The following is a 26,138-nucleotide window of genomic DNA, read 5'->3' on the forward strand; positions in this document are numbered from 1 at the left end:
ACTGTGGCCGCGTGTGAAAACTGCGTCTCCTGATGAGCGCGAACGCGGCTGGAACTCCGGTACGGAAGCTGTGAAAAACAAGTTCGCAAAAGGCATCGTTTACGCGCTGTTCGCGTTTCCAGCCGGAGCGTTGCTCGGCTACGCCCTGATAACATTGCTCTCGGGCAACACCCATGATCTGCCCGTTGAATCTGCCATGACAGCGATCTTTGTCGCGGGTCCACTCGCTGCAATCGTTGCGTTTGTTGTGGGGCTCAGTCGCAAGCGCTGACCAAATAGAGCATCGGGTCCGACTCCGGCGCGTTGAATTGATCGCAGGTGAACGCCTACTCCTACCGTACGACCGGTTTCGCGCCATAGCTAATATCACCGCCAACTCGATAACAGTGCAGCGCACTACTGCGTTTGGCTTTGCAGTCCGTCAACTCGCAGGCTAGAGGTTGCTTTGCTACGGGGCAGGGTTGCAGCCATGTTCTTGCAGTGGTGCGCGGCGCGGGAGATTCCTGCATCTTGTCCAGGAGAATCACATGGAAGGCCAGGAACACCAAAGCGCCGAACCCATCGATGCAGCATCAGGGGCAGGCATCTATGATGATGATGGCGTCATTCGCGCGGGCTACCTCGCCCATATAGGCGCGGCGATCGCCGATCGCGACACGCTGGCATTGAAATCGGATGTTTCTGAACTTCACCAGTCTGAGCTGGGTGACTTGCTTGAAGCTTTGTTGCCTGAACAGCGCCGCGCCCTAGTTCATCTCATGGGCGAGGATTTTGATTTTTCCGCACTGACCGAGGTCGACGAGAAAATCCGCATGGATATCGTCGACAATTTGCCCAACGCGCAGATCGCGCAGGCGGTCCAGGCGCTCGATTCCGACGATGCGGTATACATTCTGGAAGATCTCGAGATCGAGGACCAGGACGAGATCCTTGCCCAACTTCCGTTCACCGAGCGCATTCGCCTGCGCCGGGCCCTGGATTATCCTGAAGAAACCGCCGGCCGGCGCATGCAGACAGAGTTTGTCGCTGTGCCGCCATTCTGGACCGTCGGGCAGACGATTGACTATATGCGCGAAGACCAGAACCTGCCGGACAGGTTCAGCCAGATTTTTGTCATAGATCCGACTTTCAAGTTGCTCGGTGCCGTCGACCTCGACCAGATACTGCGCACCCGTCGCACGACAAAAATCGAGGACATGATGCATGAGACACGCCATGCCATTCCCGCCACGATGGATCAGGAAGAAGCCGCGCGCGAATTTGAACAATACGACCTTCTGTCTGCAGCCGTGGTCGATGAGAACGAACGCTTGGTTGGTGTGCTGACCATCGACGATGTGGTCGACGTCATCCAGCAGGAGGCTGAGGAGGATCTGCTGCGCATGGGCGGTGTCGGCGATGAGGAATTGTCCGATACGGTTCTCGACACATCGCGCTCGCGTGTCCCTTGGCTGTTGATCAATCTGGCGACGGCTTTTCTTTCGGCTTCCGTTATCAGCCAGTTTGGCGCAACGATTGAGCAGATGGTTGCGCTCGCCGCCCTGATGCCAATTGTGGCGTCACTCGGCGGCAATGCCGGCACACAGACCATGACCGTCACCGTGCGCGCCCTCGCCACAAAAGATCTGGACATCTACAACGCTGGGCGCGTCATTCGGCGCGAGGTAATGGTCGGTCTCTTGAACGGCGTAATTATTGCCGTGATGCTTGGCCTCATCGCAGGCGCGTGGTTTCACAATCCGGATCTTGGCATTGTAATCGCATCGGCCATGGTGATTACCATGCTGGCTGCGGCCCTGGGCGGCATTCTGATCCCGCTTTTGCTGGATCGTTATGGTGCAGATCCGGCCATTTCGTCGTCAATTTTCACTACCATGGTCACCGACGTAATCGGCTTCCTCTCATTTCTTGGGCTGGCAACGTGGTGGCTGGGGCTGGGTTAGCGGGATCAGCTAAATTAGCCAGAAGCCTCTCTTAATTGACTTTTACGTAAATGCCGTGCGATGAATCCCAACGTGAATTCGCCTTGGGGGCTAAAAATATGCGGGAATATTATTCGATTACTGAACTGACCCGGGAGTTCGCGATTTCGACCCGCACCTTGCGCTTCTACGAGGATGAGGGACTTATTCACCCGGTGCGGCGCGGCCGCACACGGCTGTTTCGACCCTCAGACCGCCATTTGGTCAAGCAGATCATGCGCGGCAAGCGGCTGGGGTTTTCGATCAGCGAGATTCGCGAAATTATCCAGATGTACCGATCACCACCGGGTGAGGTGGGTCAGCTCAAACTGATGATCGCGCGCATCGAAGAAAAGCGCGAGGAGTTGCGCCAGAAACGTCGCGACTTGGAAGAAACCCTCGCCGAGCTCGACCATGCCGAAGAATCCTGCGTCGAACGATTGGTAGAGCTTGGCGTCAACACCTGATTGTACGGCGCCGCTTCAGATCCAACGGCGCACTCGCTTCGAATAGTCGAGATATTTCTTGCCGAAGCGCGTGGTCAGGTGCCGCTCCTCGCCTTTAATCGCCAGAATGCCGGTAAGATAGGCGGCCAGCAATCCGAGCGGCAGAAACCAGGTGACCTCTCCCACCAGTCCGATGGCGAACATCAACAGCGTGTTGGCCAGATAGAGCGGGTTACGACTAAACGAGAAGGCGCCGCTGGTCACCAGATGCTCGCTGGCGCGGTGCGGCATGATAGTAGTTTTGGCTCGGTGCAATGTGCGGATGGCGCTGACATCGATTGCGACAACGGCAACGATCAAAAGCCAGCCGATGGCAAACAGCAGATCTGAAAATGGCGGTCCGATAAATGGCAGCGGATAGACGATATGCAATATGATGCCCAGCACGATCGCTGCCAGATAGATCATCGGCGGCCACGGGATGCGGTTCGGAAGTCCGGCTGTATCGGTCATGGGTTTGCATCCTCCCGCGAAACCTGCTGCTCGGTCGAGGCGGTGCATATATCCGCCAGCCCGCGCACCTGTGTTGTAACCTGATCATTCTGCGGGTCAGAGAACACGCTGTCGAGCCTGTTTTCGCGTTGCAGGCTATCGAGCATGCAGCCGCAGTAAACCGTGCAGAATTCTTCGCCCGCATCTTGCCGGCACGTGCTCTCGCAGGCCCGGACGAATTGAACGGGTTGGCTGGAAACCGGCGCTGGAGAGATCTGCGAAAACAGCCAGACGCATCCGATCAGCACTGGCTGGTGTATCAGGTAGAATGCAAGGCTGTGACGACCGGCGACATCCAACGGTTTGGTCCATTTCGCCGGCATGTTATGTGCCAGTCTTGCAAACAGCCCGCTCTGTTCGCCGATACGCGCAGTACCCATGCCCGCAAGCACAGCTCCAAACCATGGAAACAGCGGCACATAGTCGTTGGAACGTGGGATGGTAGCAGAAAGTCCCACCCACCAGAGTGCGGGCAGATCAAACAGCGGCGCGCGCCAGAAATATGGCAATGCGATAACCACTGCTGCAAGCAACAACGTTAATGGCGCTGGTAAACGCAGAAACAAAAGCCCCAACACGCTTGCGAGCGCGATCTGGTGTAGGATGCCAAAGAAGATAAATCCGTTCGGCATCGCGACATACGTGACGATTGAAATGGCCGCAGCCGCCCCGGCCACCATCGTCAGGCGCTTTAAGAACCCAGCCCATCGAATGGTTTTTGCATGTGCCAGGTAAAGGCTGACCCCGACGAGGAACAGAAAACTGGAGGCAATTCCGCGCGCAAACAGACGCCAACCGCCAACGGCGGTGGTGCCCTGTTCGACATAACCGAAAAATTCGAGATCCCAGGTGAAATGGTAGATGGCCATCGCAACCAGCGCGCTGCCACGCGCAATGTCGAGCAGTGCAATACGGGGTCGGGCTGGCATTGACGTGGCGGGAAAAACCATGACTTCCTGACGCAGAGGATTGCCGTGGGCACAGGCGCACCACAGTGAACTGTCATTGATAGGCGAGGGCGGACGGCATGCATAGTGTTGCGGCAAATGGCGCAGAAATTCCGGCACTCGGGCTCGGCACCTGGACACTTACCGGCAAGGGATGCACCGACCTCGTCAGAGAAGCTCTCTCGGTTGGCTACCGACACATCGACACGGCCCGTGCCTATGACAATGAAGAGGCGGTCGGTGCCGGCCTTCGCGCATCAGGCACGCCGCGCGAGAAAATATTTGTAACCACCAAAATCTGGTACACCGATCTTGCGCCCGCTGACGCGGTCCAATCCGCGGAGGGCAGCCTGAAACGGCTTGGTCTCGACTATGTCGACCTGCTGCTGATCCATTGGCCGAATGCCAAAATTCCTCTCGCCGGCACCATGGAGGCGCTGAACCGGCTGCGCGAACGCGGCTTGACGCGCTACATCGGCGTTGCAAACTTTCCTACCGCAACATTGGCTGAGGCAATTAAGCTCTCGGATGCACCGCTGGTTGCCAACCAGGTAGAATATCACCCCTATCTCGACCAGACCAAACTGATGGCTGCCTGTCGCAAGGCTGGCATCGCATTCGTTTCCTACTGCCCGCTTTACCGCGATGGCGGTCTGCTACGCGAACCCGCCGTTATGGATGCGGCATCACGTCATCGCAGGACTCCAGGCCAGGTGATATTGCGCTGGCATGTCCAGCATCAGGGTGTCGTGGCTATACCGCGCACCAGCCGGATAGAACGACTGGCCGAAAATGCCGCTCTCTTCGATTTTGAGCTAAGCCAAGCGGAAATGGCGTCGATCACGGCGCTCGCTGAACGAAACAGCCGCATCTGCGATTATGGTTTTTCGCCAAAGTGGGATTAGACCCGGGCCGTGCCTGAATGGCACACAGGCCGGGCGAACGAACGTGTAGCGCTGCGTTTTCCGGCTGCTCTGCGTCGGTTTCCTGCTACCATCTGGCGGCAATCCAGCCCACGCTGCGCCTAAAAATATCATCTTAGGCAGAAATGACAGCTACACAGGTCCGGCATCCTATCTGGCTTCCCGCAGTGCGCCCGGCAGGTGCCAAAACATTTGCCGCCCTCTATGCGCTGGAATCGTTTGCGCGGGCTTCGGTGGCCAGCGTCATCCCGATCCAGGCCTATGAAATCCTGCACTCCAAGCAGGGTGTATCACTGCTCTATACCGTGGTGGCGCTGCTGGGACTTTCTGCAACGCTGTTCATGCCACTGCTTATCACGCGGTTCGCCCGCCGCTGGGTTTACACGACAGGCGCTCTTTTGTTGGTGGTAGGCTCGGCCTGCTTTCTCACCCAGTCGCTTGCCGGTCAGACTGCGGGAATGCTGGCGCGTGTGATGGGCGCAAGCGCGCTGTCGATCACGCTCAATCTCTACATCATGGACCACATTCGCCGCACCGATTTCATGCAGGCCGAATCGGTGCGTATGGCATGGTCGACAATCGCTTGGACAGGCGGACCGACGCTCGGCGTATTTCTCTATACGAATTTCGGAATCGCTGTCGCGCATGGTGTCGTTGCACTGTTTGCCGTGATTCTGCTTTGCCTGTTCTGGTTCTTTCGCCTCAGCGATAATCAGATGATCCGGCCGGGCAAGATTCGCCCCGCCCATCCCATTGCCAATATCGGGCGCTATATCAGCCAGCCTCGTCTCCGGCTTGCATGGGTTATCGCCTTTGGACGATCCTGCTTCTGGACGACGTTTTTCGTTTACGGGCCGATCTTGATGGTCGCCACCGGGCAGGGCAAGCTCGCTGGCGGCCTGCTGGTGTCGGGCGGCAATGCGCTTCTGTTTACCGCTTTGATCTGGGGGCGTGCCGGGAAGCGCTTCGGTGCTCGCAAGGTCATGGCGGGAAGTTTCTTCGCCATGACGGTTTCTTTGCTGGCAGCGGGTGCGACAGGCGAAGCCTGGCCTTTGGCTACGGCAGGCTTTCTGCTGGTCGGCGCCTTTTTCTGCATATCGCTGGACGCACTTGGCTCCACAGCTTTCATGCGTGCCGTGCATTCCTTCGAAAGACCACAGATGACTGCGGTTTACCGCACATATCTCGACCTTTCCGAACTGTTGCCGCCGCTGATTTATTCTCTGATGCTGGCATTCTTCGGCCTTGGCTCGGTCTTCGCGACTCTCGCCGTCTTCTCGGCCATCTGTGGCGCCATCACATGGCGCTATCTGCCAAAATCAATGTGATTCGGGGATCACATGCGGCAGCCCTTTTCCTTCTCCACTTGGCTGATGCGCGAAACATTAGCCCGCTCATGGCTGTTCATCCGAAGCGAGGAAGCTTTGTTGACCGAGCAATCCGAATTATCAAATTGAGCTTTGGCGCGGCTTGTTTTGAAACAGAAACCTGCCTCGTTGTAGATCGAGTTGCGAACCTGCCAAAGGTTTTCGCACGAAAGCGCCCGCAGATCAGAACGGGGAAATGTTTCGCTGTCGGTACAGCCTGTAGCGCCAAGGTCCTCGTAACATGAGGCCTGTGCGATTCCGGGTAGGGCAGCGAGGGCAAAAACGGCGACAAAGACAAAGCGCATAAAACTTCCTCCGGAGACAAATCGATTGATACTGCAGGTATGTCGGTCTGAGGCTCGCGATGGTTCACTGCCTCGCCATTTTTTTAAGTGGCTAATGCATACCCGATACCAAGCGCTGTCAATAATGCAGATGTGTCGACGCCGGGAGAGAAGCTTAAATTAACCATCTGTTAACCATGCGGGAGCAGGCTCTGACGTCAGGGAGGCCAACCTTGGAGAACAACTCATGTTCTGTGCAGGAAGCACGCCCCATGGCCAAGAGGCAGTACTAGCTTCGCTCGCTCTTGTCCTTTCTCTCACCCCTGTCGCCCGCGCCCATGAGGCACCAAAGGGATGGAAATACCCGTATTCTTGCTGTTCTGGCTACGATTGCCGCGAAGTCACTGCCAAAACCATTGCCGAGCGACCGGAAGGCTACATTATTGCCGGCACGGGTGAGATTGTTGGCTATCACGACGCGCGTCTGCGGGAATCGCCCGATGGGGACTATCACTGGTGTTCGGTGGCTGGCGCCAGTGACAGCCGCACCATCTGCCTGTTCGTACCGCCGCGCTCCTACTGAGCGGCGTTTGACCCGGTTATGTTTTATCGTCGCCTGCGAAAGGGTGGTGTCAAAACTGTGGGTTCTGCGCAACGATGTCGGCGATTATATCGCTGCGCAGGTGTGGGCGCCTCAGCAAAATTGACTCTTCCAGCAAACCTCTTTCTAGTCGCTTCACCACTGTACCGCGCCTGAAACGGCGGCGAGCACGGCGAGAAGGAAATGATGGAAGACAATTACGAGAAATATGCCGTCGCGGTCATCATCGTGTTCGGTGCGCTGATCATCGGCGGCATGATGGGTGCGGGCTTGGCTTTTGGTGATCGCTCGGCCTTCCTGCTGGCACTCGGCAGCGCGGCGTTCGCCTGGGTCTCCGGCCATGCTGTTTTATTCGACCGCCCGCGGATTTATGGTGCATTGGTTGCGATCTCAGCTGCTTTCGTGATCGCCTCGATCATCGCTCTGGTCACCTGACCGCGCGCTCCGCACGCGCCCATCCCCGACACGCGACCGCAGGGAAGCCACATCATGAAAATGCGCCGTCTTGGCCGCACGGACCTGTCCGTTTCCGCCATTTGCCTGGGGACCATGACCTATGGCCAGCAAAACACGGAACAAGAAGGCCACGCGCAAATGGACCGCGCCTTTGATCGTGGCGTGAATTTTCTCGATACTGCCGAGCTCTATCCCATTCCGCCCAAGGCCGAAACGCAGGGGCGCACTGAAACCTATATCGGCAACTGGATGGCGGCACGCAAAAACCGCAGCCGTGTCGTTGTGGCGTCCAAAGTGGTCGGCCGCACTTCTGATGAGTGGTTTCGCGGTGACCGGCCCAACCGGCTGGTACGGGCAGATATTTTCGATGCAGTTGAAAAATCGCTGGCCCGCCTGCAGACCGATTACATCGATCTCTACCAGATCCATTTCCCCGAGCGCAAAATTCCTTGGGGATCAAATCCTGCCCGCCGTACCACCTGGCCGACCCCGCGTGACGACGATGAAACACCAATTGCCGAAACGCTCGCCGTCTTCGACGAACTGGTGAAGGCAGGAAAAATTCGCCACCTGGGCCTCTCCAACGAGAGTTCCTGGGGCGTCATGCGCTACCTGTTCGAGAGCGAAAAAGGCAATGGCCCGCGCGTTGCCACGCTGCAAAACGCCTACAACCTCGTCAACCGCACTTTTGAGGTGAACCTGGCCGAGGTCTGTGAGCGCGAGGATGTCGGCCTGCTTGCCTATTCGCCGTTGGCCCAAGGCTACCTTACCGGAAAATACGACAACGGCGCCCGGCCCGCAGGCTCGCGGACGGCTCTGTTCAACCGGGGTTCACGCTATGAGACGCCAAACGCTGCCGAGACGCAGCTCGCCTACAACGAACTGGCGTGCGGCTTTGGCATGGAGCCAGCTTTGTTTGCAAACGCCTTTGTGACAAGCCGCCCGTTCATGGCCTCCAATATCGTTGGGGCCACGACGTTAGAACAATTGGAGATGGCGCTGGATTCCGCTGACGTGACATGGACCGACGAGATGCAAGAAGCCGTCGACGCCATTCACCAAAGCACAGGAAATCCCTGTACCTGACGGCGGCCGTTCATCGCCGGTTGTGACCGAACAGTGGTCCGCCTTTTCGCGTTTGGCGAAAAAATGTTTCGCATTTTGGCGTGAAGCGAACGTTCAAAGCAAGAAATCAGCAAAAAGGGCCGCTTTGCCGCCGAAACATCATTGGTCTGCCATGATTCATGCTTATCTAGGGTGTCAGCCGGCGTGCTTTGAGGAGGCGATGATGACCGAACGTATCAGGACACTGGATGATCTGCTTAGCGATCCAATGGTTCAGCTGGTGATGACGCGCGATAGCGTGCGGCCTGAAGACGTGCGTCTGCTGTTCAAACGTGCACGCGACCGAAGCGTGAATTTTACGCCCCCGGCACATGTGATTGATGCCTGCTGCACGGCTGGAGCCTGACACGTTCTGAAGCCGATGCGTGGCAGCTGGCCACGGCGTTGGCGAACGCGCGACCACCCGCTAGTTTCTGATCCAGTCGCCGGATCTAGCTCCCAAAACGACCTTTTTCAAAATCACACGTGACGCTCTTGATGTCTGGCTGTGTTCAGCCGACAGTAGGCTTGGCTGAGACGCGCGCGGCTTCGCGCGAACGCATCGGCAGGACCTGACAGGCAACGCCGGTCAGGCAGGGCGGAAATACCAGCCGGCGACGTCCGGCCCTGGCTTGAGGAGGATTCATGTCCGCAATTTCGATGACCGTGAATGGCAAGCTGGTGACGGCTTCGGTGGAGGACCGGACGCTGCTTGTGCACTTCTTGCGCGAGCATCAGGGGCTGACGGGAACGCATGTCGGCTGCGACACGTCGCAATGCGGCGCTTGCGTTGTCCATGTCGACGGCAAGGCAGTAAAATCATGCACCCTGCTTGCCGCGCAGGCATCCGGATCCACCGTGATGACCATCGAGGGGCTGGCCAACGGGGCGGAACTGCATCCTGTGCAGGCCGCTTTCAAGGAGCATCACGGCCTTCAATGCGGCTTCTGCACGCCGGGCATGATCATGGCCGCAACAGACATGATCAATCGCCATCCTGAAGGTCTCGACGAAAAGACGGTGCGCGACGAACTTGAAGGTAATATCTGCCGTTGCACCGGCTACCACAACATCGTCAAGGCGATCCTGGCAGCGTCGGAAGTCATGGGCGCAGGATCGAAGCATGCAGCATAGTGGTGGATAATGGATGGTGAGTGGCGAATGGGAAAACCCGCAAGCCATTGCTCCATTCACCATTCCCCCATTCACCGTTTCTGGGAGGAGCACGCTGATGGGTATAGATGGCATCGGAGCACGCGTAGCCCGTAAGGAAGACAAGCGTTTCATCACCGGCGCGGGGCGCTTTGTGGATGACATGGTGTTTCCAGGCATGAAGCATGCCGCATTCGTGCGCAGCCCCCATGCCCATGCAGAAATCGTCAGCATCGACGTTAAAGCGGCGCAGGCCATGCCGGGTGTTATTGGCGTGCTGACTGGTCGGGAACTGAAGACAGACGGTATCGGCAACATCATCTGCGGCTGGATGATCCACTCCAAGGATGGGACGCCGATGAAGATGGGCGCCTGGTCCCCGCTCGCTGTCGACCGTGTTCGCTATGTCGGCGATGCCGTGGTCATCGTGGTGGCAGAGACCAAGGGTCTGGCCCGCGACGCCGCCGAAGCGGTTGCCATCGAGTACAAGGAACTGAAGGCGATCACCAGTGCGGTCGAGTCTTTGAAAGATGGCGCGCCGCAGCTCCATCCCGAGGCCGATAACAATCTGATCTACGATTGGGAGATCGGCGACGCCAAGGCAACCGATGCTGCACTTGCAACAGCCGCCCACATCACCCGCATGAACATCGTCAACAACCGGCTGGTCCCGAACGCGATGGAACCGCGCGCCGCCCTCGGCCTCTACAACAAGGCAGAAGACCATTTTACCTGCTGGACGACCTCGCAGAACCCGCATGTGGCGCGCCTCGTCATGAGCGCGTTCTACAATGTTGCGCCCGAAAACAAGTTGCGCGTCATCGCACCGGATGTAGGCGGCGGGTTTGGCTCGAAAATCTTCATCTATCCTGAAGAAATCGTCTGTCTCTGGGCCTCTAAAAAGACCGGGGTGCCGGTCAAATGGGTGGCCGACCGCACCGAAAGCTTTTTGACGGATGCCCATGGCCGCGACCATTATTCGACGGTCGAAATGGCCTTTGACGCCAACAACCGCGTCACCGCGTTAAAGGTCGATACAGTAGCTAATTTCGGCGCCTACATGTCGCTATTTTCGTCATCGGTGCCGACCTATCTTTACGCTACGCTGTTGTCTGGCCAGTACAATATCCCGGCCATCCACGCCAATGTGCGAGCCGTCTACACCAACACTGCACCGGTAGATGCCTATCGCGGGGCAGGGCGGCCGGAAGCCACCTATCTGGTCGAGCGCACCATGGAGACTGCCGCCCGCGAGCTGGGGGTTTCTCCAGCGGATCTGCGTCGCCAGAATTTCGTGACACAGTTCCCGCATCAAACCCCCGTCATCATGTGCTACGACGCCGGCGACTATGCTGCCTCTCTAGATGCAGCGATGAATGCCGCCGACTATGAAGGCTTCCCGGCCAGAAAAGAAGAGGCCCAGAAGCGCGGTAAACTACGCGGCATCGGCATGAGCTGCTACATTGAGGCCTGTGGCATCGCGCCCTCGGCAGCGGTCGGCTCGCTCGGTGCAGGCGTCGGTCTTTGGGAATCCGCAGAGGTACGCGTCAATGCAGTCGGTACCATCGAGGTGCTGACCGGCTCGCACAGTCATGGGCAAGGTCACGAGACGACATTCGCGCAGCTGGTCTCGGAACGCTTCGGCGTGCCGCTTGATTCCGTCTCCATCGTCCATGGCGACACGGACAAAGTTCAGATGGGCATGGGAACCTATGGCTCCCGCTCCGGCGCAGTCGGCATGTCCGCCATCGTCAAGGCTCTCGACAAGGTCGAAGCCAAGGCCAAGAAGATCGCAGCCCACCTGCTTGAAGCCGACGAGGCTGACATTGTCATCGAAAACGGCATTGCAAAGGTTGCCGGTACCGACAAGGAGGTTCCGTGGTTCCAAGTGGCACTTGCCTCCTATACCGCGCACAATCTTCCGGGCGGCATGGAGCCTGGGCTAAAGGAAACCGCCTTTTACGACCCGTCCAATTTCACCTTCCCTGCAGGCTGCTATATCTGCGAAGTGGAAATCGAACCCGATACGGGGCGCACCAAGATCGTGCAATTCGTTGCAGCCGACGATTTCGGCAACATCATCAACCCGATGATCGTCGAGGGGCAGGTGCATGGCGGTATTGCGCAGGGTGTCGGCCAGGCGCTGCTCGAAGGCACCCGCTACGATGCAGAGAGCGGTCAGCTGATTACGGCAAGTTATATGGATTACACGATGCCGCGCGCCGATGATCTGCCGTCGTTCCAGGTGTCCACCTCGAACACCCCATGTCCGTCCAATCCCCTTGGGATCAAGGGGTGCGGCGAAGCCGGTGCGATTGGCTCGCCGCCAGCAGTCATCAACGCCATCACCGATGCCATTGGCAATAACGATCTTACCATGCCCGCCACTCCGCAGACCGTTTGGTTGGCGCTGCGTGCAGCAACGAAACACTAGAGCAATTCCAGCAAAGAGCGCAGCGGTTTGCGTTCGGACTTGTGTAAAAACTAACAATTGGAGCCGTTCGACGTTCCCGTCGAACCTTGAACGGCTCCAGGCGCAATCAGCCTTTGGGAGATATTCCATGTATTCTGTGAACTATCATCGCGTCACCTCGCTCGCCGAAGCAGTCTCCGCTCTGGGGATGGGCGACGCAAAACTTCTATCAGGTGGCATGACACTGATACCGGCGATGAAGACGCGGCTTGCCGCGCCCAGCGACCTCGTCGACATCAGCCGCATAGGCGAACTGGCCGGAATCAGGGTCGAAGGGCGCACTCTCACCATCGGCGCGGCAACCACGCACCATGATGTGGCTACGAGCGACGTGGTAGCAAACGCATGTCCGGCACTGGCCGACCTTGCCGCCCATATTGGCGATCCACACGTGCGATACATGGGCACGATTGGTGGCTCGGTCGCCAACAATGACCCGGCGGCCGATTATCCAGCGGCGCTGCTGGCGCTCAACGCCACCGTGGTCACCAACAAGCGCGAACACGCAGCCGCGGATTTCTTCACCGGCCTCTTTGAGACCGCACTGGAAGAGGATGAGATCGTCACCGCTGTAAAATTCCAGCTCTGCGATCAGGCCGGCTACGAAAAATTCCGCAACCCCGCCTCACGCTACGCCATGACCGGAGTGTTCGTCGCCAGAGACGACGCCGGCGTGCGCGTGGCCGTGACAGGTGCCGGCGAGAACGGCGTTTTTCGTTCGACCGAAATTGAGGCAGCGCTTGGCGGAAACTTCGACCCGTCAGCCGTTGCCAACGTCTCGCTCTCCGCAGATGGCATGATGGGCGATATCCACGCCTCGCCGGAATACCGCGCCAACCTGGTCGTGGTGATGGCCAAGCGCGCGGTGGCTAAGGCGCTGCGTTAGACGCCGGGGCTAGGGCTGAATCCAATCTGCCCACGGCACTGATCGTGGCGCGGACAGAGTCAGGGTCAGTGATGGTATTGCGGTATTCGCGGTCAAGATCGCTGCCGCCCATGCCGACGTGGGGATTGCGGTAAAGCATCGCGCTGGGAACGTCTTTCAACGCAGCGAAATGCATTTCCCTTAGCCCGGCGTGCTCGCGCACTGACGCGATGGTGCTGGCATCGAGTTCGCCGCAGCCGAGGATTACTATACGTTCGCCCGCCTGCACGACGAGCTGGGCCAACAGTTCCACACCATCAACCGCGCGGTCGCGCTGGCCGCTGGTCAGTACGCGCGCGATGCCGCAGCGGATCAGCGTTTCCAGCGCCTCAGTGGGATCCCTGGTCATGTCGAAGGCTCGGTGGCAAGTCACGCTCATCGGGCCGGCAGCCTTGACCAAAGCGGTCATCCGCCTCTCGTCGATGGCGCCATCTGCCGTCAGGCAGCCAACCACGACGCCGGCGACCCCCAGATCGCACAGGGCCGCCACATCAGCCAGCATAGATCGGTGCTCGGCCTCACTGTAAAGGAAATCACCGCCGCGTGGTCGCACGATCGCATGAAATGGAACCGTCGCCAGTTCCAGCGCTAGCTTGATGGTGCCGATGCTGGGGGTAAGCCCGCCCTCTACCAGCGCGGCGCACAGCTCGACCCGGTCAGCCCCCGCCTCTTGCGCAGCGATGAGCCCGTCAATGCCTTCAACACAGATTTCGATGATCGGGCGGACAGGAGCCATGTCTGAAACTTTCATGTGCGATACCAAGCGTGCCTTAGCATCTACTGATGAAGGTCGTGAAGATCCCCACACTTGGACCATACATTTGGTTTGCACGTCCTGCCAAAACGTCTCCAATTTGCAAATTCCTGGTCTACTGTGGAGATGGCGAGTCGGGATTGTCCAATTCGCCGCCAAACGTTGAGACCATGTCAGATACACCCGGTACCCCGACAGCATCAGCGCTTGCGCCGCTCAGGAACACGACCTTTCGCGAAATCTGGATCGCCAGCATCGCGTCGAACTTCGGCGGACTGATCCAGGCAGTCGGCGCGGCCTGGCTAATGACCTCGATCACAAGTTCGGCTGCGATGGTGGCCATGGTGCAGGCATCAACCTCGCTGCCGATCATGCTGTTCTCGCTAACCTCAGGTGCGATTGCTGACAATTTCAACCGGCGCCGCGTCATGCTGGTGGCCCAATGCTTCATGTTGACGGTGTCCGTCGGACTGACAGTCTGCGCCTATTTCGGCCTGCTGACCCCATGGCTGCTTCTCTCCTTCACATTCCTGATCGGCTGCGGCATCGCGCTCAACAACCCGTCCTGGCAGGCATCTGTGGGCGACATTGTTCCACGCAACGACATTTCCGCCGCAGTGCTGTTGAACAGCGTCGGCTTCAACCTGACGCGCAGCGTCGGACCTGCGATAGGCGGCGCGATTGTTGCAGCGGGCGGGGCCGCTGCCGCCTTTGCCGTCAACACCTGCAGCTATCTGGCGCTGATCTTTGTGCTGTTGCGCTGGCGTCAACCCGACCAGCCAAGTACGCTGCCGCGTGAAACGCTGGGCAGCGCTATGAGTGCCGGCCTGCGTTATGTCGCCATGTCGCCCAACATAGAAAAGGTGCTGCTACGCTCCTTTATCTTCGGCTTTTCGGCGATTTCTATCCTCGCTTTGCTGCCGCTGGTAGCGCGAGATCTTCTCGGCGGTGGACCGTTGACCTATGGTGTTCTGCTCGGCTGTTTCGGCATAGGTGCGATAGGCGGCGCGTTTTTAAGCGCGCGGCTGCGCCAGCGTCTGTCGGCGGAATGGATTGTTAGGATGGCTTTCCTGGCGTTCGCGCTCTGTGCGCTCAGCTTGTCGTTCAGCGCAAGTCTCTGGCAGGCCGGGCCTTCCCTTATGGTGGGTGGTGCAGCCTGGGTCATGGCGCTCAGCCTCTTCAATGTCACAGTGCAAATGTCGACGCCGCGTTGGGTGGTCGGCCGGGCGCTCGCGATCTACCAGACCGCAACCTTCGGCGGCATGGCAGTCGGCGCTTGGCTGTGGGGCCAACTGGCCGAAAACTTTGGTCCGGACAGGGCGCTTTTGATATCTGCTGCGCTGCTGGTCATCGGTGCAATAGTCGGGCTGAAATTTGCGCTGCCTAGGGAAACAACGCTCAATCTCGACCCGCTCAATGCCTGGCGCGAGCCGGCGCTGGCACTGGAGCTTAAACCGCGAAGCGGCCCGATCCTGGTGATGGTCGAGTTCATCATCAAGGAAGAAGACACTGAGGCTTTTCTTGAGGCTATGTCCGAGCGCCGCCGTGTGCGGAGCCGCAATGGCGCGCGCAATTGGACGCTTTGCCGCGATATGGAAAACGCTGAGTCCTGGATGGAAAGCTACCACCTGCCGACTTGGGTGGAGTATCGCCGTCACAATTTGCGCACCACCCATGCCGATGCTGTGGTCGGTGCCAAACTGCGCGCGCTCCATAGCGGCCCCGAAGGTCCGAAAGTACATCGCATGATCGAGCGGCCCACCAATTGGTCAGACGCCATCTTCGCCACCAAAGGCGTGTTCGAGATGCATTGAAGGATGGCGCCAAGTTTCGGGCGCGACAGGGACTTATGGCACTGGCAGCGACAATTCTAATCTGGACTCTGGTGGCGCTGATCTGCGCTATACTTCTCGTGGCCGGCTACTTCGTCCATGCCACCCGTCGCATAGCGTCACGCGCCGAGCAGATGGTGCCGGCTGCGGGCAGCTTCGTCACCGTAGATGGCGTGCGGCTTCACTATCTCGATGCGGGCGAGGGACTGCCGATCCTGTTTCTGCATGGGCTTGGCGCTCAGCTTCTGCAGTTCCAGCCGCTGTTCAGTCATCTCAAGGACAATTTTCGCGTCATCGCGCTCGACCGCCCAGGATCCGGCTATTCCGCCGCGATGGAGGAGAGTGGCCCGGTGGCTCAGGCACGAATAATTGCGCATTTCATCGATCAGCTGAAGCTCGACCGCAAACCTGTAATTGTCGGCCATTCGCTGGGCGGGCTGGTTGCGCTGGCGATAGCTCTTGAACATCCGAGCTCGATTTCCGGTCTTGCCCTGATCTCACCGCTGACGTGGTTTCAGGAAACCGTGCCGCCTGAATTCAAGCCGCTCTATATTCCCTCGCGCGCAAAACGCCGGCTTCTGGCTTCAACGGTCGCTATACCAACCGCGCTCAAATATGCCCCGCAGACGCTGGCCTATATTTTTGCTCCGCAAACTCCCCCTGCCGACTACATGACAGAAGGTGGCGGCTGGGTCGGCCTGCGGCCGAGCCACTTCCTGGCAACGGTGGACGATTTCACTGCCCTCGAACACGATTTGCCGGCGCTGGAAAAACGCTATGGCGAGATCGCGAGGTCTGGTCTGCCATCTGGCCTGTTGTTCGGGACAGCCGACCGCGTGCTCGACTATGAACGCCACGGGCTTGATCTGATGAACCATCTGCCGGGTCTTGAGATCAAACTTCTGGATGGTGTCGGGCACATGCCGCATTTCAGCGATGCATCACGGGTGGCAGCCTTTATTCGACGTGTCGCCGCGCGGGCTTTCCAGATAGGTTCGGGTTCCCTTTAATATCGAATAGGACGACGAGAACGGATCCTGCGCACTCAAAACACCATGGCCTGTCCTTATGGCAAATGTGCATGGGTGAACAAGGCAGCAACGATTTTAAGCGCAACCACGGACAGCTTTCTCGAATAACCGAACTTCTTCCCGACTGAATCTGGAACGAGTCCAGCTTAAACGGGTTCTCCTTTTGACCGAAGGGATAAAACCAATGTCGAACGAACCCAAGAGTGAACAGGAAGCGGCCCCCGAAGGCGAAAACCACCGCGAGACGGGTGCCAGAAAGTTTCCGGCAAGGCCGGGCCACATTCTTGTCCAGGACGGCATTTTCCGTGGCGGAACCGAAACTGGCGATCCCTCCGACCGCCCGCCGTCAAGAGGCATGGGCCTCACAGAAAAAGTTGAGGAGTCCATCGACAAGACGCGTAAATCGGACGCGCAAGATCAATAGTGCATCGATCTACAGCGCCGTGTCTTCCAGGCCTGCGGCGTCTGTTCGCTGCATTTGATCTGCAGCTAAGATCATGACTGCATACGTTGCCTGCCGTTCATCCCAGCCAGCATCACATGCCATAGCCAGAAGTTTGGTCAGCGAAGGCTCCAGCGCCATCTGACACTCGCGCTGATAGGAAACGTGGGTGCTGGGGTAGTCAGGGCTGTTTATTCTTGGTTTTGCCATCCTAATCCTCCCGGTCGCCCCTCCGGTGGTTTTCATGACCTCGCCATATAAGTCGGCTTTGGTCAAGCGCGCCGCACAATCAAGGGGCTATCGATAAATGCTTTTCCCACGATTTTGATCCCGTAAAGCTGCTGGTTCAAAATTTGCTCTCGCGTGAGCCTGCACCGGATCGGTTCGGGCTTTGCATTCTGTCTCAGCTGCAGTACCAGTGTCGTCGCGCGGACATGGCGGAATTGGTAGACGCAAGGGACTTAAAATCCCGGCGTGTCCGCAGAAAAGCGCAACCGGATCATGCGCTTAGGTCCGAACGCACCGAATAAGGCCTGACATAGGCCCGATGGACGTGGCTCGCATGAGTCGCGGGCATGGGTTAGGAGGGTACAAATACTGAAGGCCGCTTGCCGAAACTGGTAGACGGAAGGCACTTAAAATGCCTCGGGCATCGCCCGTGTGGGTTCGAGTCCCACAGCGGCCACCATACCTTTCTGGCCAATAAGCCTCACAGGAATTGTGTTTGGCTCTGTTCTTATTTTGTTCTAATTTGAGGCGTCGGGGTAATTGGGGGGAGTGAGATGACGGAAGCGCATTACAGGGTTAGGGTCGAAGGCGACCATATAAAGAAGCTCGCGAGCGCAAAGCCGATACAGGCTGTCGCCGAGCTCATCTGGAATGCCGTGGACGCCGACGCCACTCGGGTAGATTTAGAGATTGAATCCGACGATATCTCAATGCGTTCAGTGACGATCCGGGACAACGGACATGGCATGCCTCACTCCGACGTAGAGGCTATTTTCGGGAAGCTAGGCGGCTCCTGGAAGGCTCACGGCTCACGGTCCAAGTCAAAGGGCCGTATTCTGCATGGCAAAGAAGGAAAGGGGCGCTTCAAGGCGCTCGCCCTCGGTCGCGTCGCTGACTGGACCGTCCGTTACCTTGATGGCGAAAAGCTATATGGCTACAAAATCACGGTTATCAGGGATGATCTCGTTGACGTTCGGGTGACTGATCCTACGGAAGTCGAGCCAGCGCTCAAGACCGGTGTCGAGGTGCGGATTACCGAACTCGACAGGGCCTATCGGTCCCTTGATCCGCAGTACGCGGTCCAGTCGTTATCCGAGATATTCGCCCTATACCTGACCGACTATGCAGACGTTGGAATATTCATCGAAGGAGAACGCCTCGACCCTTCAAAGGCGATCGCCAGCCGTGAAAAGTTCTCCCTGTCGCCCATAACGGAGGATGGCAAGGACTATCCCGCAGAAGTTGAAGTCATACAGTGGATGTCCGCGTCCGAGCGGTGGTTTTTCCTGTGCGGCCCAGAAGGCTTTCCATTCCATCGCGTTACGCCGAAGTTTCACACACCGGGCTTCCAATTTTCGGCCTATCTCAAATCAACATTCATCGGTGCACTCCAGGAACAGGGCCTTCTTGACCTTTCTGAGATGAACGCGCCTTTACAGGCCGCTTACGACGAGGCCTCGGAACTCATCAAGGCGTTCTTTCGAGCCAAGGAGGTTGAGGCCGCACAGTCCGAGATCGATCAGTGGAAGGCCGAGGAAATCTATCCCTATCGTTCCGAACCTTTGACCACCGTCGAGAAGGCGGAACGGCAGGTATTCGACATTGTCGCTCTGAACGTGAACAAACACCTGCAGGACTTTGGGGAGCAGAGCAAGCGTACCAAAGCGTTCCAGATGCGGATGCTGAGGCAGGCGATCGAACGGGGACCTGACGAGCTCCAACACATCTTGACCGAGGTCCTTGACCTGCCTGAGAAGACTCAGAAGGAGCTATCCAAACTTTTGGAAGAGGCCGATCTGGCAAACGTCATCAGCGCCTCAAAGTTGGTGGCTGACCGTCTCAAATTCGTCCACGGCCTCGAAACAGTGCTCTTTGACCCCGACACCAAGAAACTGTTGAAGGAGCGAAGCCAACTCCACCGCATGATTGCAGAGAACAATACCTGGATTTTTGGCGAAGAGTTCAACCTTACGGTAGATGATCAATCACTGTCGGAAGTTCTGCGTAAGCACCGCAAACTCATCGGCGCTGACACCATGATCGACCAACCGGTGAAGAGGATCGATGGCAAAGTCGGAATAGTGGACCTTATGCTATCTAGATCAGTGCCGCAAAATCACGCCGACGAGCGCGAGCATCTAGTGGTTGAGCTCAAGAGGCCGTCGGTGAAGGTTGGCGCTGACGAGATCACGCAGGTCAAGAAGTATGCCTTTACGGTGGCGGACGACGAGAGGTTCCGTCACCTGAAAACCCGTTGGAGCTTCTGGGTGCTCTCAAACGATCTGGACGCATTCGCTCGGGTCGAGACGAAGCAAAAAGGCAAAGCACGGGGACAGGTCTTCCAGTCGGAAGACGGCAGCATTGAGGTGTGGGTTAAAACGTGGGCTGAAGTTCTGGCCGAATGCAAATCTAGAATGAAATTCGTTCAGGAACATCTTCAAGCGAACGTCGATAAAGAGAGCTCATTGAACTATCTTCAAAAGACCTATGAGAAGTATTTGACTGGGATAGAAAATACCGAAATCGGCAAAGCCGAAAATGCGGCGAATGAAGAGGTTGATAGTTAACAATGGCATTTAAGAGCACACAACCTCCGGCCGCAGTTCCTGATAGCCCTGAAAAACTAATACTCGATTTACCGCGTCGAAAAATCAAAGGTGTGCTTCTTCATCAAGGTGAGATGATGAAGTCATATTGCAGTCAAGCGCTCAACGCGGCCAACGTCGCCTTGCAGCTGCCAACTGGCAGCGGAAAAACGCTCGTTGGTCTCATGGTCGGCGAATGGCGCCGAAGAAAATTTCAGGAACGGGTCCTTTATCTTTGCCCAACAAAGCAGCTTGTTCACCAAGTTGTGGAACAGGCAGAAGAGCAATACGGCCTTACGGTCAGGGGATTTGTCGGAGCGGTCAACAGTTATGACCCGAGTGCCAAGGCAGAATACCAACTAGGTCAGCGTGTTGGTGTCACTACCTATAGCGCGCTTTTCAATACCAATCCATTCTTTAGCGGCCAGCAAACACCAGACATAATTATTGTAGATGATGCTCATGCAGCAGAAAACTACATCTCGGCCCTTTGGGCAGTTAGGATTTCTCGCTCCGAACATTCCAACGTTCACACCGCCATCTGTGGCTTAATACGCCCGCTCATCGATCCGGCAAATTATTCACGCTTGACGGGAAAGTGGGAGAGCTCAGCGGATGTCGCATGGGCCGATAAACTGCCAACGCCAACCTTCCAAGAAATTAGGGATGAGTTTAGGGATCTTATGGATACCCAAACGGCTGGGAGCGATCTCAGATTTTCGTGGAGTATGGTCCGCAACCATCTGAATGCATGCCAACTTTATATTACTTCCCAAGACATTCTGCTTCGGCCGCTCATTCCGCCAACTTGGACACATGCTCCGTTTTCTAGCGCCAAGCAACGAATTTTCATGTCGGCAACTCTTGGTGGCGGCGGCGATCTGGAACGGCTTACCGGATGCACATCTATTACTCGACTTCCTGTTCCAAGCGGTTGGGATCGTCAAGGAATAGGCAGACGATATTTTATGTTTCCAGGTCTTACACTTCCCGATTCGGAAATGAGCGACTTTAGATGTTCGCTGATTAAAGACGCGGGAAGGAGTTTAGTTCTCGTGCCAAGCGATCAAGCGGCAACTGAGGTCCGCGACGAAGTAGCTACTAAACTTGGCTATAAAATATTTGGTGCGGGAGATATTGAGAAGTCCAAAAAAGATTTCGTGGAAAGCGAACAGGCCGTTGCTGTTGTCGCGAATCGCTACGATGGAATAGATTTTCCAGGGGATTCCTGCCGACTTTTGTTTGTTGAGGGGCTTCCAAGAGCAACTAATGCTCAAGAGCGCTTTTTGATGAGTCGAATGGGCGCGAATGCACTCTTTAATGACAGAATTCAAACCAGAGTACTTCAGGCCATCGGTCGCTGCACCAGGTCTTTGGAAGATTACTCTGCTGTTGTTGTAACAGGAGAAGATTTTCCCAACTATTTAGCAGACCCACAGCGCCGGCGACATTTCCATCCCGAACTACAGGCGGAGCTTGAGTTTGGCATCGAACAATCGCAAGGCGCAAGCTTAAAGGACTTCACGGAAAACTTAGAAACGTTCCTCGACAACGGTCCAAAATGGGAAGAGGCAAACAATCAGATAATTGCAAAGAGGGCGGCGGCTGTTCAGCAAGTGATGCCTGCAATGGGCGAGTTGCAGGCAATTGTTGATCGCGAAATTGAGTTTCAAAAGAAGCTCTGGCAGGGTGATGCAGAGGCGGCGCTCGGTGCTGCTGAAGGAGTTCTAGGAATTCTTTCTGCCCCAGAATTAAAAGGTTATCGAGCTCTTTGGCATTATTTGGCTGGAAGCGCCGCATGGCTCGGCGCGCAGTCCGGCACTTCTGGGCTCGCCGCTAAAGCGCGTGACCATTTTGCCACAGCGAAGAAGGCTGCGGCCGGTATACCTTGGCTTGTAGAGCTTTCCCGATTTCAGTCAGGCGATCAGGTTGCAGATGATGACAAGAGCTTGGTCTTTGCTCAGATCGAACGAGTTGAGGGTATTTTTGATCGATTAGGCAAACTACATGATCGAAAATTCGACGCAAAAGAAAAGGAAGTTATTGATGGCTTGAACTCGAAGGAAAAAGGCCCCTTCGAGGGTGCCCATGTCCTTCTTGGTCAGTTGCTTGGTTTTAGTGCAGGCAAAAGAGAAGTTGACGCTTCGCCTGACCCGTGGTGGATTGTTGGGAAACTGTGTTTTGTATTTGAGGATCACGCTGGTGCCCTCGGAACATCAACATTGGATGCGACTAAAGCTCGTCAGGCCGCAACTCATCCCGATTGGATGCGTGCCAATGTGCCGGAATGCTTGGGTACCAATATTGTACCCGTACTGGTGTCGCCGGTATCGAGAGCAGAAGTAGGAGCTCTTCCTCATCTCAATACGGTTCTTTTTTGGAATTTGTCTGATTTTCGCGAATGGGCAAAGACAGCATTGTCAACCTTGCGTGAGTTGCGAAGAACATTTTCCGAACCTGGAGATCTTGTTTGGAGAGCACAAGCAGCCGAGCTTTTTGAGCGGCATGGCTTAGATGCGCCAGGCCTATTGCTAAATCTAAAATCAAAGGTCGCAGCGGATATTCTTGGGTCCAAGTAGGTCTTTCTGGGCGCCGTCTATTTGTTTTTTTTCCAGCTCAATCTCGATCACAGATATTTTACTTAACAGTTCGGTCGATACCCGCTTGAGGAAGCGCTTGTGCCGACCATCTGGCGCAAACGACGCCGCGAGCATGTGGTCACCGATAACCCTGTGCGCCTCGGCGCCGTAGTATTCACGGTATAAAGCCGCGGCGTGCAGAACGTCGTCATCGGTCGGTTCGCGCCGCCGGTCGCGCCGTTCGGCAGCATACATCAGAAGACCGCCGACAATCGCCGCCACGTACCATGTGGCAAGCCCCTTATAAAACCATGTGACTATCGTGCTGAATGTCTCCATAGATGCAGACTATATTCAACATTTAGATTTGTCAGCGATAATTGTGACGATTAGTCCGTGGACGATCCGTCTACATGCTGGCGCATTGCGCCGATGTTGGACTATCGCAGAGTCTTGGCCGAGAACGTGAAAACAGCGAGGAAAGCCCTCGACCTGTCGCAGGAGTCACTCGCCCTGGAGGCGGATATCGATCGCACCTACGTCAGCGGAATTGAGCGAGGCAGGCGGAACCCGTCGCTGACCATGATCGCCAAGCTGGCCGAGCGGCTGAAGACGACGCCGGCAGCACTCCTGACGCCGCCAGAGTCCTGAAGCTCAGCCGTCCAAAATCTTCGCGCCGCGCACGGTGGCGAGCCCTTCAAGCACCGCGATCCGCACGAAGTCGGCAGGCGCCTGCTTCGAGTGGCCGTCGTTGAGCGCCTGGATATGTCCGGCGTTGTTCGTGATGTGGATTTCTCGGTTCGTGCCAATGTCGAACGCCTCGATGACTGGCGCGCCGGCCTCGATTGTCGCGACGGAGTTCGCGTCGCCAGTCGAGCCCATAGTGCCGGGAACGCGGGCCGGAAACAGCCCCTCAAAGGCGCGATCCAACTCCGGCGTCCAGTTCGAGCGGGCCGTGCCCGTATCGACCGGCGTCCCCTCGACTACGGAGCGGAGCACGACTTTGGCGCAGTCCTTCATTGCCCGCTCAACGTTTCCCTCGGCCCGCACGGCGATGCGGTCGAGCCTATTTGCCAAGTCATCAAGTCCGGCCATGGCCGAGTTCCTTTCAATCGCATACGGAGCCGGGGGCCGGCGGTAGTTCGGTGTCGTATTCCGTCAGTGAATGTCTTTAGGCATGCTGTCGCGCTGCGCCCGGTAGACGAGGAGCGCCATGAGGGGGTCCCCATCTTCGAGCTAAGGCCGCAGGCGCGGGTGAACCGCGCCTGCATGCGCGTCCAGTGCCCAGGGTTCCCGGACGAATATCAGGACGTTTGCCGCCCCCGACATCGCCGGGATGACCACCGGCCGGTAGCCAAGGTTGAGAAGCCTCTCGGCGTGGTGGACCTGCATGTAGACGTCGTCGGCATAGCGGTCGAGGTCGAGCCCGGCCTCTACCCAGAGGTCCTTGACCTGCACCACGGGGCATCCGGCGAGGCAGCCCATCATCCGGGCACGGTGCGCCTTGCTGCGGCGGGCTAGCTCGATCATCGCCGGGTCGCGGGATCGGGCCATGGTCAGGCTCCCTTCATGTAGGAGCCGCCCCGGTCGAGGCTTGGCCACACGGACTGCCCCCTTGCGCCAACCGGCATGCCTCCCACGAAGGCTGCGGGCGCGGAGGTCAGGTCTACACTCGTCCAACCGACGAGCGCGTTCGGCTCGCCAAGCAGAATTTCGGCTGCGACGCGCGCAGCCGATGCCGATGCGCCGACCGCTAGCGCGAAATTGAGCCCGTCAGCGCGGCGGTGTTCCTCGCGGACAGGAAAGAATGCAAAGGTGGCCATGGTTAGTTCTCCTCGTTGTCATCTCGAATTTCTGGGGCGTTGAGTGCGGCCCGGTCTCGGGCGCGGAGGGCGATGCCGATGCTGCCCTCGGCAGATGCACGGCCAGCCTCAAAGGCGCGGTCGTCTAGGACCGCCCGTTGGGCGAGTTCGCTCACTTCCATGATGGCAGCCTGCACGGCCCGGTGATCGTCTCCGACCAAGCGATCGGCGAGTTCGTGCGGCGAGAACGGACGTTCGCTATGCGGCATCCGGCCGACCTGCGAGGCGAGCACCGCGCCAAGCTCGCGGTCCTTCGTGGATACCGCGAGAGCCGCAAGGCTCGCGAGCTCGACCTTGCCCGCATGCTCGAGCTGCTGGATTAGCCGGCTCCGACGCTCGCTGCCGAGGCTGTCGCGCATCAGCATCTGGATGCTGGAATTGTAGTGCGTCCCTGCGTCCTCGACCGAGCGCCGAAGGGCGTCGATTTCACGCAACCGGGTCGTTCGGGCGTCGAGGCTGGAACGCTTCAGGTCCGCCCGCAACCCGCCGAGGGCACGACCGACGACCTGTGATCGCTGGGAGGGTGTGAGGTCGTACAGGGTGGCTTCGAGCTCTTCCCGGCGCTTTGCCACCCGTACGTTCATCTCGGATATGCGCTTGGCGTTCTCCGAGTGGAGCTCGCGTGCCCGCGTGAGCGAGGCCTTGATCGACGTCACGTCGACCCACGGCTTCGTCAGGGTGGGTGGAGCCTTCTTAGTTGCCATCTGGTCTTCTCCTTCGTCGTTGAGCGTCACGCTCAACCAGGCCGGAGGACCTTGGCGCGGGTCACAGCCCGCAGGAGCGTCCACCTCCATTGAGGTGACCGGATCGGCCCATCGGCCGATCCGTAGACGTTCTCAGCATGGCTCGCTGCCATGCCGGATCGGACCAGCACTTACGCCGCTGCAAGCAGCTTCTTCGCCCAATTGCGCTGATACGCTGCCGGCAATTCGCTCGCGATTAAGTCAAGCGCTGCATGCCCAGGCCCCATCTCAAGCTGAAACGCACGCATACCCGCCCATGCGGTCGCCGCAGCGACCCGCTTCCTCTCGGTGTCGAGGTGCGAGAATCGCTCGATGTCCACGCGCTTTGGCCTGATAGTGATTGTCTTCTTCTTCGCATTGCTCATTGTCACTCTCTCCTATTGGTTGGTTATCTATGGACGTCGCCCTCGGCCTAATGGATAGAATTAGGCTCGTAAGATGGCACCGAATCGCCTTCTTGCTCCCGATGAGCCCGGATGATCGAGGGAGTCCGACGATCGGGACCCCGCTCCATGTGGTCGTGCCAGACCTGCCGAGCCTCTTCTAAGGCCCGAGCTTCAAGCTCAAATGCCCAGAGTCCAGCCGAAGCCGTGTTTTCGGGCATCTTGTTGGCCCTGGCGCCCACTGCCACAATGGCCAGCACCAGTTCGGGTGGCAGCGCGCAATCAATCAGATCCCCGGCGTCTAGAGCCAGCTTTGCAAGTAAAGCCATCCGCCTCGGTTCAAGGTCAAACGAGGCCCCGACGAGCGATCCGACGATTTGTTGGACCTTCGCGATTGCGACAAGGTCACTTGCAAATACCCGCGTCCTCTCGACCGACACAGGGCGCCGGTCCTCAACGATCATGTTCATGCCTTTTCCTTTCGTAGCTTATCGCCCTCCTGCTGGGG

General features: G+C 57.6%; 31 protein-coding genes and 1 tRNA gene. 19 read left to right on the forward strand and 13 right to left on the reverse strand.

The annotated features are described in order from the left end of the window. Positions 1-70: 70 nt before the first annotated feature. The 3 genes from GA830_RS12550 to GA830_RS12560 all read left to right on the forward strand — a co-directional run bounded on the left by GA830_RS12550 (position 71) and on the right by GA830_RS12560 (position 2,428). A complete protein-coding gene (locus GA830_RS12550; RefSeq protein ID WP_195162180.1) occupies positions 71-271 on the forward strand; it encodes a hypothetical protein in 201 nt (66 codons plus the stop codon). Between the two features lie 256 nt (positions 272-527). After that, positions 528-1,943 (forward strand): magnesium transporter, encoded by a 1,416-nt coding sequence (gene mgtE, locus GA830_RS12555; RefSeq protein ID WP_195162181.1) that lies wholly within the window; start codon positions 528-530, stop codon positions 1,941-1,943. Between the two features lie 98 nt (positions 1,944-2,041). Next, positions 2,042-2,428 carry a MerR family transcriptional regulator gene (locus tag GA830_RS12560; RefSeq protein ID WP_195162182.1) on the forward strand — a complete coding sequence of 129 codons (387 nt, stop codon included), beginning with the start codon at positions 2,042-2,044 and terminating at the stop codon, positions 2,426-2,428. 15 nt (positions 2,429-2,443) lie between these two features. Here the strand turns inward: GA830_RS12560 and GA830_RS12565 are convergent, their stop codons facing one another. After that, positions 2,444-2,920, reverse strand: coding sequence for a methyltransferase family protein (locus GA830_RS12565; RefSeq protein WP_195162183.1), 477 nt, complete (start codon positions 2,918-2,920; stop codon positions 2,444-2,446). Further along, entirely contained in the window at positions 2,917-3,909 is a 993-nt protein-coding gene (locus tag GA830_RS12570) for a DUF1624 domain-containing protein (RefSeq protein ID WP_195162184.1), read from the reverse strand. The genes GA830_RS12565 and GA830_RS12570 overlap by 4 nt, the downstream gene beginning before the upstream one ends. 77 nt (positions 3,910-3,986) lie before the next feature. Here GA830_RS12570 and GA830_RS12575 point away from each other — a divergent pair, with 77 nt between their 5' ends. Both GA830_RS12575 and GA830_RS12580 read left to right on the forward strand, forming a co-directional pair. Next, entirely contained in the window at positions 3,987-4,811 is an 825-nt protein-coding gene (locus GA830_RS12575; RefSeq protein ID WP_195162185.1) for an aldo/keto reductase, read from the forward strand. A 143-nt stretch (positions 4,812-4,954) separates the two neighbouring features. Further along, positions 4,955-6,157: an MFS transporter gene (locus GA830_RS12580; RefSeq protein ID WP_195162186.1), complete on the forward strand. Its 1,203-nt coding sequence runs from the start codon at positions 4,955-4,957 to the stop codon at positions 6,155-6,157. A gap of 8 nt (positions 6,158-6,165) precedes the next feature. Here the strand turns inward: GA830_RS12580 and GA830_RS12585 are convergent, their stop codons facing one another. Then, on the reverse strand, positions 6,166-6,501 hold the full coding sequence (locus GA830_RS12585) for a YARHG domain-containing protein (RefSeq protein ID WP_195162187.1): 336 nt from the start codon (positions 6,499-6,501) through the stop codon (positions 6,166-6,168). 226 nt (positions 6,502-6,727) lie between these two features. Here GA830_RS12585 and GA830_RS12590 point away from each other — a divergent pair, with 226 nt between their 5' ends. The 4 genes from GA830_RS12590 (at position 6,728) to GA830_RS12605 (ending at position 9,008) form a co-directional block, all read left to right on the forward strand. Further along, entirely contained in the window at positions 6,728-7,063 is a 336-nt protein-coding gene (locus tag GA830_RS12590) for a hypothetical protein (RefSeq protein WP_195162188.1), read from the forward strand. A 204-nt stretch (positions 7,064-7,267) separates the two neighbouring features. Then, on the forward strand, positions 7,268-7,516 hold the full coding sequence (locus tag GA830_RS12595) for a hypothetical protein (RefSeq protein ID WP_195164933.1): 249 nt from the start codon (positions 7,268-7,270) through the stop codon (positions 7,514-7,516). A gap of 54 nt (positions 7,517-7,570) precedes the next feature. Continuing rightward, entirely contained in the window at positions 7,571-8,623 is a 1,053-nt protein-coding gene (locus tag GA830_RS12600) for an aldo/keto reductase (RefSeq protein ID WP_195162189.1), read from the forward strand. Positions 8,624-8,822: 199 nt separating this feature from the next. Beyond that, positions 8,823-9,008: a hypothetical protein gene (locus GA830_RS12605; RefSeq protein WP_258045423.1), complete on the forward strand. Its 186-nt coding sequence runs from the start codon at positions 8,823-8,825 to the stop codon at positions 9,006-9,008. Positions 9,009-9,153: 145 nt separating this feature from the next. Here GA830_RS12605 and GA830_RS20000 read toward each other — a convergent pair whose 3' ends face one another. Further along, the gene (locus GA830_RS20000) at positions 9,154-9,288 is read right to left on the reverse strand and encodes a hypothetical protein (RefSeq protein ID WP_258045424.1); all 135 of its coding nucleotides are present in this window, start codon (positions 9,286-9,288) and stop codon (positions 9,154-9,156) included. On the opposite strand from GA830_RS20000, the gene GA830_RS12610 reads away from it, so the two are divergent. The 3 genes from GA830_RS12610 (at position 9,287) to GA830_RS12620 (ending at position 13,152) form a co-directional block, all read left to right on the forward strand. Next, positions 9,287-9,775, forward strand: coding sequence for a (2Fe-2S)-binding protein (locus GA830_RS12610; RefSeq protein WP_195162190.1), 489 nt, complete (start codon positions 9,287-9,289; stop codon positions 9,773-9,775). The genes GA830_RS20000 and GA830_RS12610 overlap by 2 nt on opposite strands. A 97-nt stretch (positions 9,776-9,872) precedes the next feature. Next, a complete protein-coding gene (locus GA830_RS12615; RefSeq protein ID WP_195162191.1) occupies positions 9,873-12,227 on the forward strand; it encodes a xanthine dehydrogenase family protein molybdopterin-binding subunit in 2,355 nt (784 codons plus the stop codon). A 127-nt stretch (positions 12,228-12,354) separates the two neighbouring features. After that, positions 12,355-13,152, forward strand: coding sequence for an FAD binding domain-containing protein (locus GA830_RS12620; RefSeq protein WP_195162192.1), 798 nt, complete (start codon positions 12,355-12,357; stop codon positions 13,150-13,152). Here GA830_RS12620 and GA830_RS12625 read toward each other — a convergent pair. Beyond that, positions 13,136-13,942, reverse strand: coding sequence for a copper homeostasis protein CutC (locus tag GA830_RS12625; protein ID WP_258045425.1), 807 nt, complete (start codon positions 13,940-13,942; stop codon positions 13,136-13,138). The two genes, GA830_RS12620 and GA830_RS12625, sit on opposite strands and share 17 nt — an antisense overlap. Positions 13,943-14,115: 173 nt before the next feature. On the opposite strand from GA830_RS12625, the gene GA830_RS12630 reads away from it, so the two are divergent. From GA830_RS12630 to GA830_RS12640, 3 genes are all read left to right on the forward strand, one after another. Continuing rightward, positions 14,116-15,759, forward strand: coding sequence for an MFS transporter (locus GA830_RS12630; protein WP_195162193.1), 1,644 nt, complete (start codon positions 14,116-14,118; stop codon positions 15,757-15,759). Positions 15,760-15,794: 35 nt separating this feature from the next. Beyond that, positions 15,795-16,787: an alpha/beta fold hydrolase gene (locus tag GA830_RS12635; protein ID WP_195162194.1), complete on the forward strand. Its 993-nt coding sequence runs from the start codon at positions 15,795-15,797 to the stop codon at positions 16,785-16,787. A 205-nt stretch (positions 16,788-16,992) separates the two neighbouring features. Then, a complete protein-coding gene (locus tag GA830_RS12640) occupies positions 16,993-17,232 on the forward strand; it encodes a hypothetical protein (protein ID WP_195162195.1) in 240 nt (79 codons plus the stop codon). Between the two features lie 9 nt (positions 17,233-17,241). On the opposite strand, the gene GA830_RS12645 is transcribed toward GA830_RS12640, so the two are convergent. Then, positions 17,242-17,460, reverse strand: coding sequence for a hypothetical protein (locus tag GA830_RS12645; RefSeq protein ID WP_195162196.1), 219 nt, complete (start codon positions 17,458-17,460; stop codon positions 17,242-17,244). A 392-nt stretch (positions 17,461-17,852) separates the two neighbouring features. On the opposite strand from GA830_RS12645, the gene GA830_RS12650 reads away from it, so the two are divergent. The 3 genes from GA830_RS12650 to GA830_RS12660 all read left to right on the forward strand — a co-directional run bounded on the left by GA830_RS12650 (position 17,853) and on the right by GA830_RS12660 (position 22,642). Continuing rightward, positions 17,853-17,938 (forward strand) — tRNA-Leu (locus GA830_RS12650). Positions 17,939-18,032: 94 nt separating this feature from the next. After that, entirely contained in the window at positions 18,033-20,045 is a 2,013-nt protein-coding gene (locus GA830_RS12655; protein ID WP_195162197.1) for an ATP-binding protein, read from the forward strand. A gap of 2 nt (positions 20,046-20,047) precedes the next feature. Continuing rightward, positions 20,048-22,642: a DEAD/DEAH box helicase gene (locus tag GA830_RS12660; protein ID WP_195162198.1), complete on the forward strand. Its 2,595-nt coding sequence runs from the start codon at positions 20,048-20,050 to the stop codon at positions 22,640-22,642. Here the strand turns inward: GA830_RS12660 and GA830_RS12665 are convergent. Next, positions 22,607-22,924 (reverse strand): hypothetical protein, encoded by a 318-nt coding sequence (locus GA830_RS12665; RefSeq protein ID WP_258045426.1) that lies wholly within the window; start codon positions 22,922-22,924, stop codon positions 22,607-22,609. The two genes, GA830_RS12660 and GA830_RS12665, sit on opposite strands and share 36 nt — an antisense overlap. Positions 22,925-23,095: 171 nt before the next feature. Here GA830_RS12665 and GA830_RS12670 point away from each other — a divergent pair, with 171 nt between their 5' ends. Then, positions 23,096-23,293, forward strand: coding sequence for a helix-turn-helix domain-containing protein (locus GA830_RS12670; protein ID WP_308460444.1), 198 nt, complete (start codon positions 23,096-23,098; stop codon positions 23,291-23,293). Between the two features lie 3 nt (positions 23,294-23,296). Here GA830_RS12670 and GA830_RS12675 read toward each other — a convergent pair whose 3' ends face one another. From GA830_RS12675 to GA830_RS12700, 6 genes are all read right to left on the reverse strand, one after another. Next, a complete protein-coding gene (locus tag GA830_RS12675) occupies positions 23,297-23,737 on the reverse strand; it encodes an HK97 gp10 family phage protein (protein ID WP_195162200.1) in 441 nt (146 codons plus the stop codon). Positions 23,738-23,878: 141 nt separating this feature from the next. Then, a complete protein-coding gene (locus tag GA830_RS12680) occupies positions 23,879-24,196 on the reverse strand; it encodes a hypothetical protein (RefSeq protein WP_195162201.1) in 318 nt (105 codons plus the stop codon). Positions 24,197-24,198: 2 nt separating this feature from the next. Continuing rightward, positions 24,199-24,465, reverse strand: coding sequence for a hypothetical protein (locus tag GA830_RS12685; RefSeq protein ID WP_195162202.1), 267 nt, complete (start codon positions 24,463-24,465; stop codon positions 24,199-24,201). A 2-nt stretch (positions 24,466-24,467) separates the two neighbouring features. After that, complete coding sequence (locus GA830_RS12690; RefSeq protein WP_195162203.1) at positions 24,468-25,208, reverse strand: hypothetical protein; 741 nt, start codon at positions 25,206-25,208, stop codon at positions 24,468-24,470. 170 nt (positions 25,209-25,378) lie between these two features. Then, complete coding sequence (locus GA830_RS12695; protein WP_195162204.1) at positions 25,379-25,612, reverse strand: hypothetical protein; 234 nt, start codon at positions 25,610-25,612, stop codon at positions 25,379-25,381. 47 nt (positions 25,613-25,659) lie between these two features. Beyond that, the gene (locus tag GA830_RS12700) at positions 25,660-26,100 is read right to left on the reverse strand and encodes a hypothetical protein (protein ID WP_195162205.1); all 441 of its coding nucleotides are present in this window, start codon (positions 26,098-26,100) and stop codon (positions 25,660-25,662) included. Positions 26,101-26,138: the final 38 nt, after the last annotated feature.

The organism is Mesorhizobium sp. NBSH29 (assembly GCF_015500055.1).
Classification (GTDB): Bacteria; Pseudomonadota; Alphaproteobacteria; order Rhizobiales; family Rhizobiaceae; genus Neomesorhizobium.

Coding starts and splice junctions, on each gene's coding strand:
- GA830_RS12585 (WP_195162187.1), bottom strand. CDS start 6,501: ATGCGCTTTGTCTTTGTCGCCGTTTTTGCCCTCGCTGCCCTACCCGGA.
- GA830_RS12690 (WP_195162203.1), bottom strand. CDS start 25,208: ATGGCAACTAAGAAGGCTCCACCCACCCTGACGAAGCCGTGGGTCGAC.
- GA830_RS12660 (WP_195162198.1), top strand. CDS start 20,048: ATGGCATTTAAGAGCACACAACCTCCGGCCGCAGTTCCTGATAGCCCT.
- GA830_RS12595 (WP_195164933.1), top strand. CDS start 7,268: ATGGAAGACAATTACGAGAAATATGCCGTCGCGGTCATCATCGTGTTC.
- GA830_RS12695 (WP_195162204.1), bottom strand. CDS start 25,612: ATGAGCAATGCGAAGAAGAAGACAATCACTATCAGGCCAAAGCGCGTG.
- GA830_RS12575 (WP_195162185.1), top strand. CDS start 3,987: ATGCATAGTGTTGCGGCAAATGGCGCAGAAATTCCGGCACTCGGGCTC.
- GA830_RS12645 (WP_195162196.1), bottom strand. CDS start 17,460: ATGGCAAAACCAAGAATAAACAGCCCTGACTACCCCAGCACCCACGTT.
- GA830_RS12620 (WP_195162192.1), top strand. CDS start 12,355: ATGTATTCTGTGAACTATCATCGCGTCACCTCGCTCGCCGAAGCAGTC.
- GA830_RS12655 (WP_195162197.1), top strand. CDS start 18,033: ATGACGGAAGCGCATTACAGGGTTAGGGTCGAAGGCGACCATATAAAG.
- GA830_RS12605 (WP_258045423.1), top strand. CDS start 8,823: ATGATGACCGAACGTATCAGGACACTGGATGATCTGCTTAGCGATCCA.
- GA830_RS12630 (WP_195162193.1), top strand. CDS start 14,116: ATGTCAGATACACCCGGTACCCCGACAGCATCAGCGCTTGCGCCGCTC.
- GA830_RS12590 (WP_195162188.1), top strand. CDS start 6,728: ATGTTCTGTGCAGGAAGCACGCCCCATGGCCAAGAGGCAGTACTAGCT.
- GA830_RS12615 (WP_195162191.1), top strand. CDS start 9,873: ATGGGTATAGATGGCATCGGAGCACGCGTAGCCCGTAAGGAAGACAAG.
- GA830_RS12570 (WP_195162184.1), bottom strand. CDS start 3,909: ATGGTTTTTCCCGCCACGTCAATGCCAGCCCGACCCCGTATTGCACTG.
- GA830_RS12560 (WP_195162182.1), top strand. CDS start 2,042: ATGCGGGAATATTATTCGATTACTGAACTGACCCGGGAGTTCGCGATT.
- GA830_RS12625 (WP_258045425.1), bottom strand. CDS start 13,942: ATGAAAGTTTCAGACATGGCTCCTGTCCGCCCGATCATCGAAATCTGT.
- mgtE (WP_195162181.1), top strand. CDS start 528: ATGGAAGGCCAGGAACACCAAAGCGCCGAACCCATCGATGCAGCATCA.
- GA830_RS12640 (WP_195162195.1), top strand. CDS start 16,993: ATGTCGAACGAACCCAAGAGTGAACAGGAAGCGGCCCCCGAAGGCGAA.
- GA830_RS12675 (WP_195162200.1), bottom strand. CDS start 23,737: ATGGCCGGACTTGATGACTTGGCAAATAGGCTCGACCGCATCGCCGTG.
- GA830_RS12610 (WP_195162190.1), top strand. CDS start 9,287: ATGTCCGCAATTTCGATGACCGTGAATGGCAAGCTGGTGACGGCTTCG.
- GA830_RS12635 (WP_195162194.1), top strand. CDS start 15,795: ATGGCACTGGCAGCGACAATTCTAATCTGGACTCTGGTGGCGCTGATC.
- GA830_RS12685 (WP_195162202.1), bottom strand. CDS start 24,465: ATGGCCACCTTTGCATTCTTTCCTGTCCGCGAGGAACACCGCCGCGCT.
- GA830_RS12565 (WP_195162183.1), bottom strand. CDS start 2,920: ATGACCGATACAGCCGGACTTCCGAACCGCATCCCGTGGCCGCCGATG.
- GA830_RS12600 (WP_195162189.1), top strand. CDS start 7,571: ATGAAAATGCGCCGTCTTGGCCGCACGGACCTGTCCGTTTCCGCCATT.
- GA830_RS20000 (WP_258045424.1), bottom strand. CDS start 9,288: ATGAATCCTCCTCAAGCCAGGGCCGGACGTCGCCGGCTGGTATTTCCG.
- GA830_RS12700 (WP_195162205.1), bottom strand. CDS start 26,100: ATGAACATGATCGTTGAGGACCGGCGCCCTGTGTCGGTCGAGAGGACG.
- GA830_RS12680 (WP_195162201.1), bottom strand. CDS start 24,196: ATGGCCCGATCCCGCGACCCGGCGATGATCGAGCTAGCCCGCCGCAGC.
- GA830_RS12580 (WP_195162186.1), top strand. CDS start 4,955: ATGACAGCTACACAGGTCCGGCATCCTATCTGGCTTCCCGCAGTGCGC.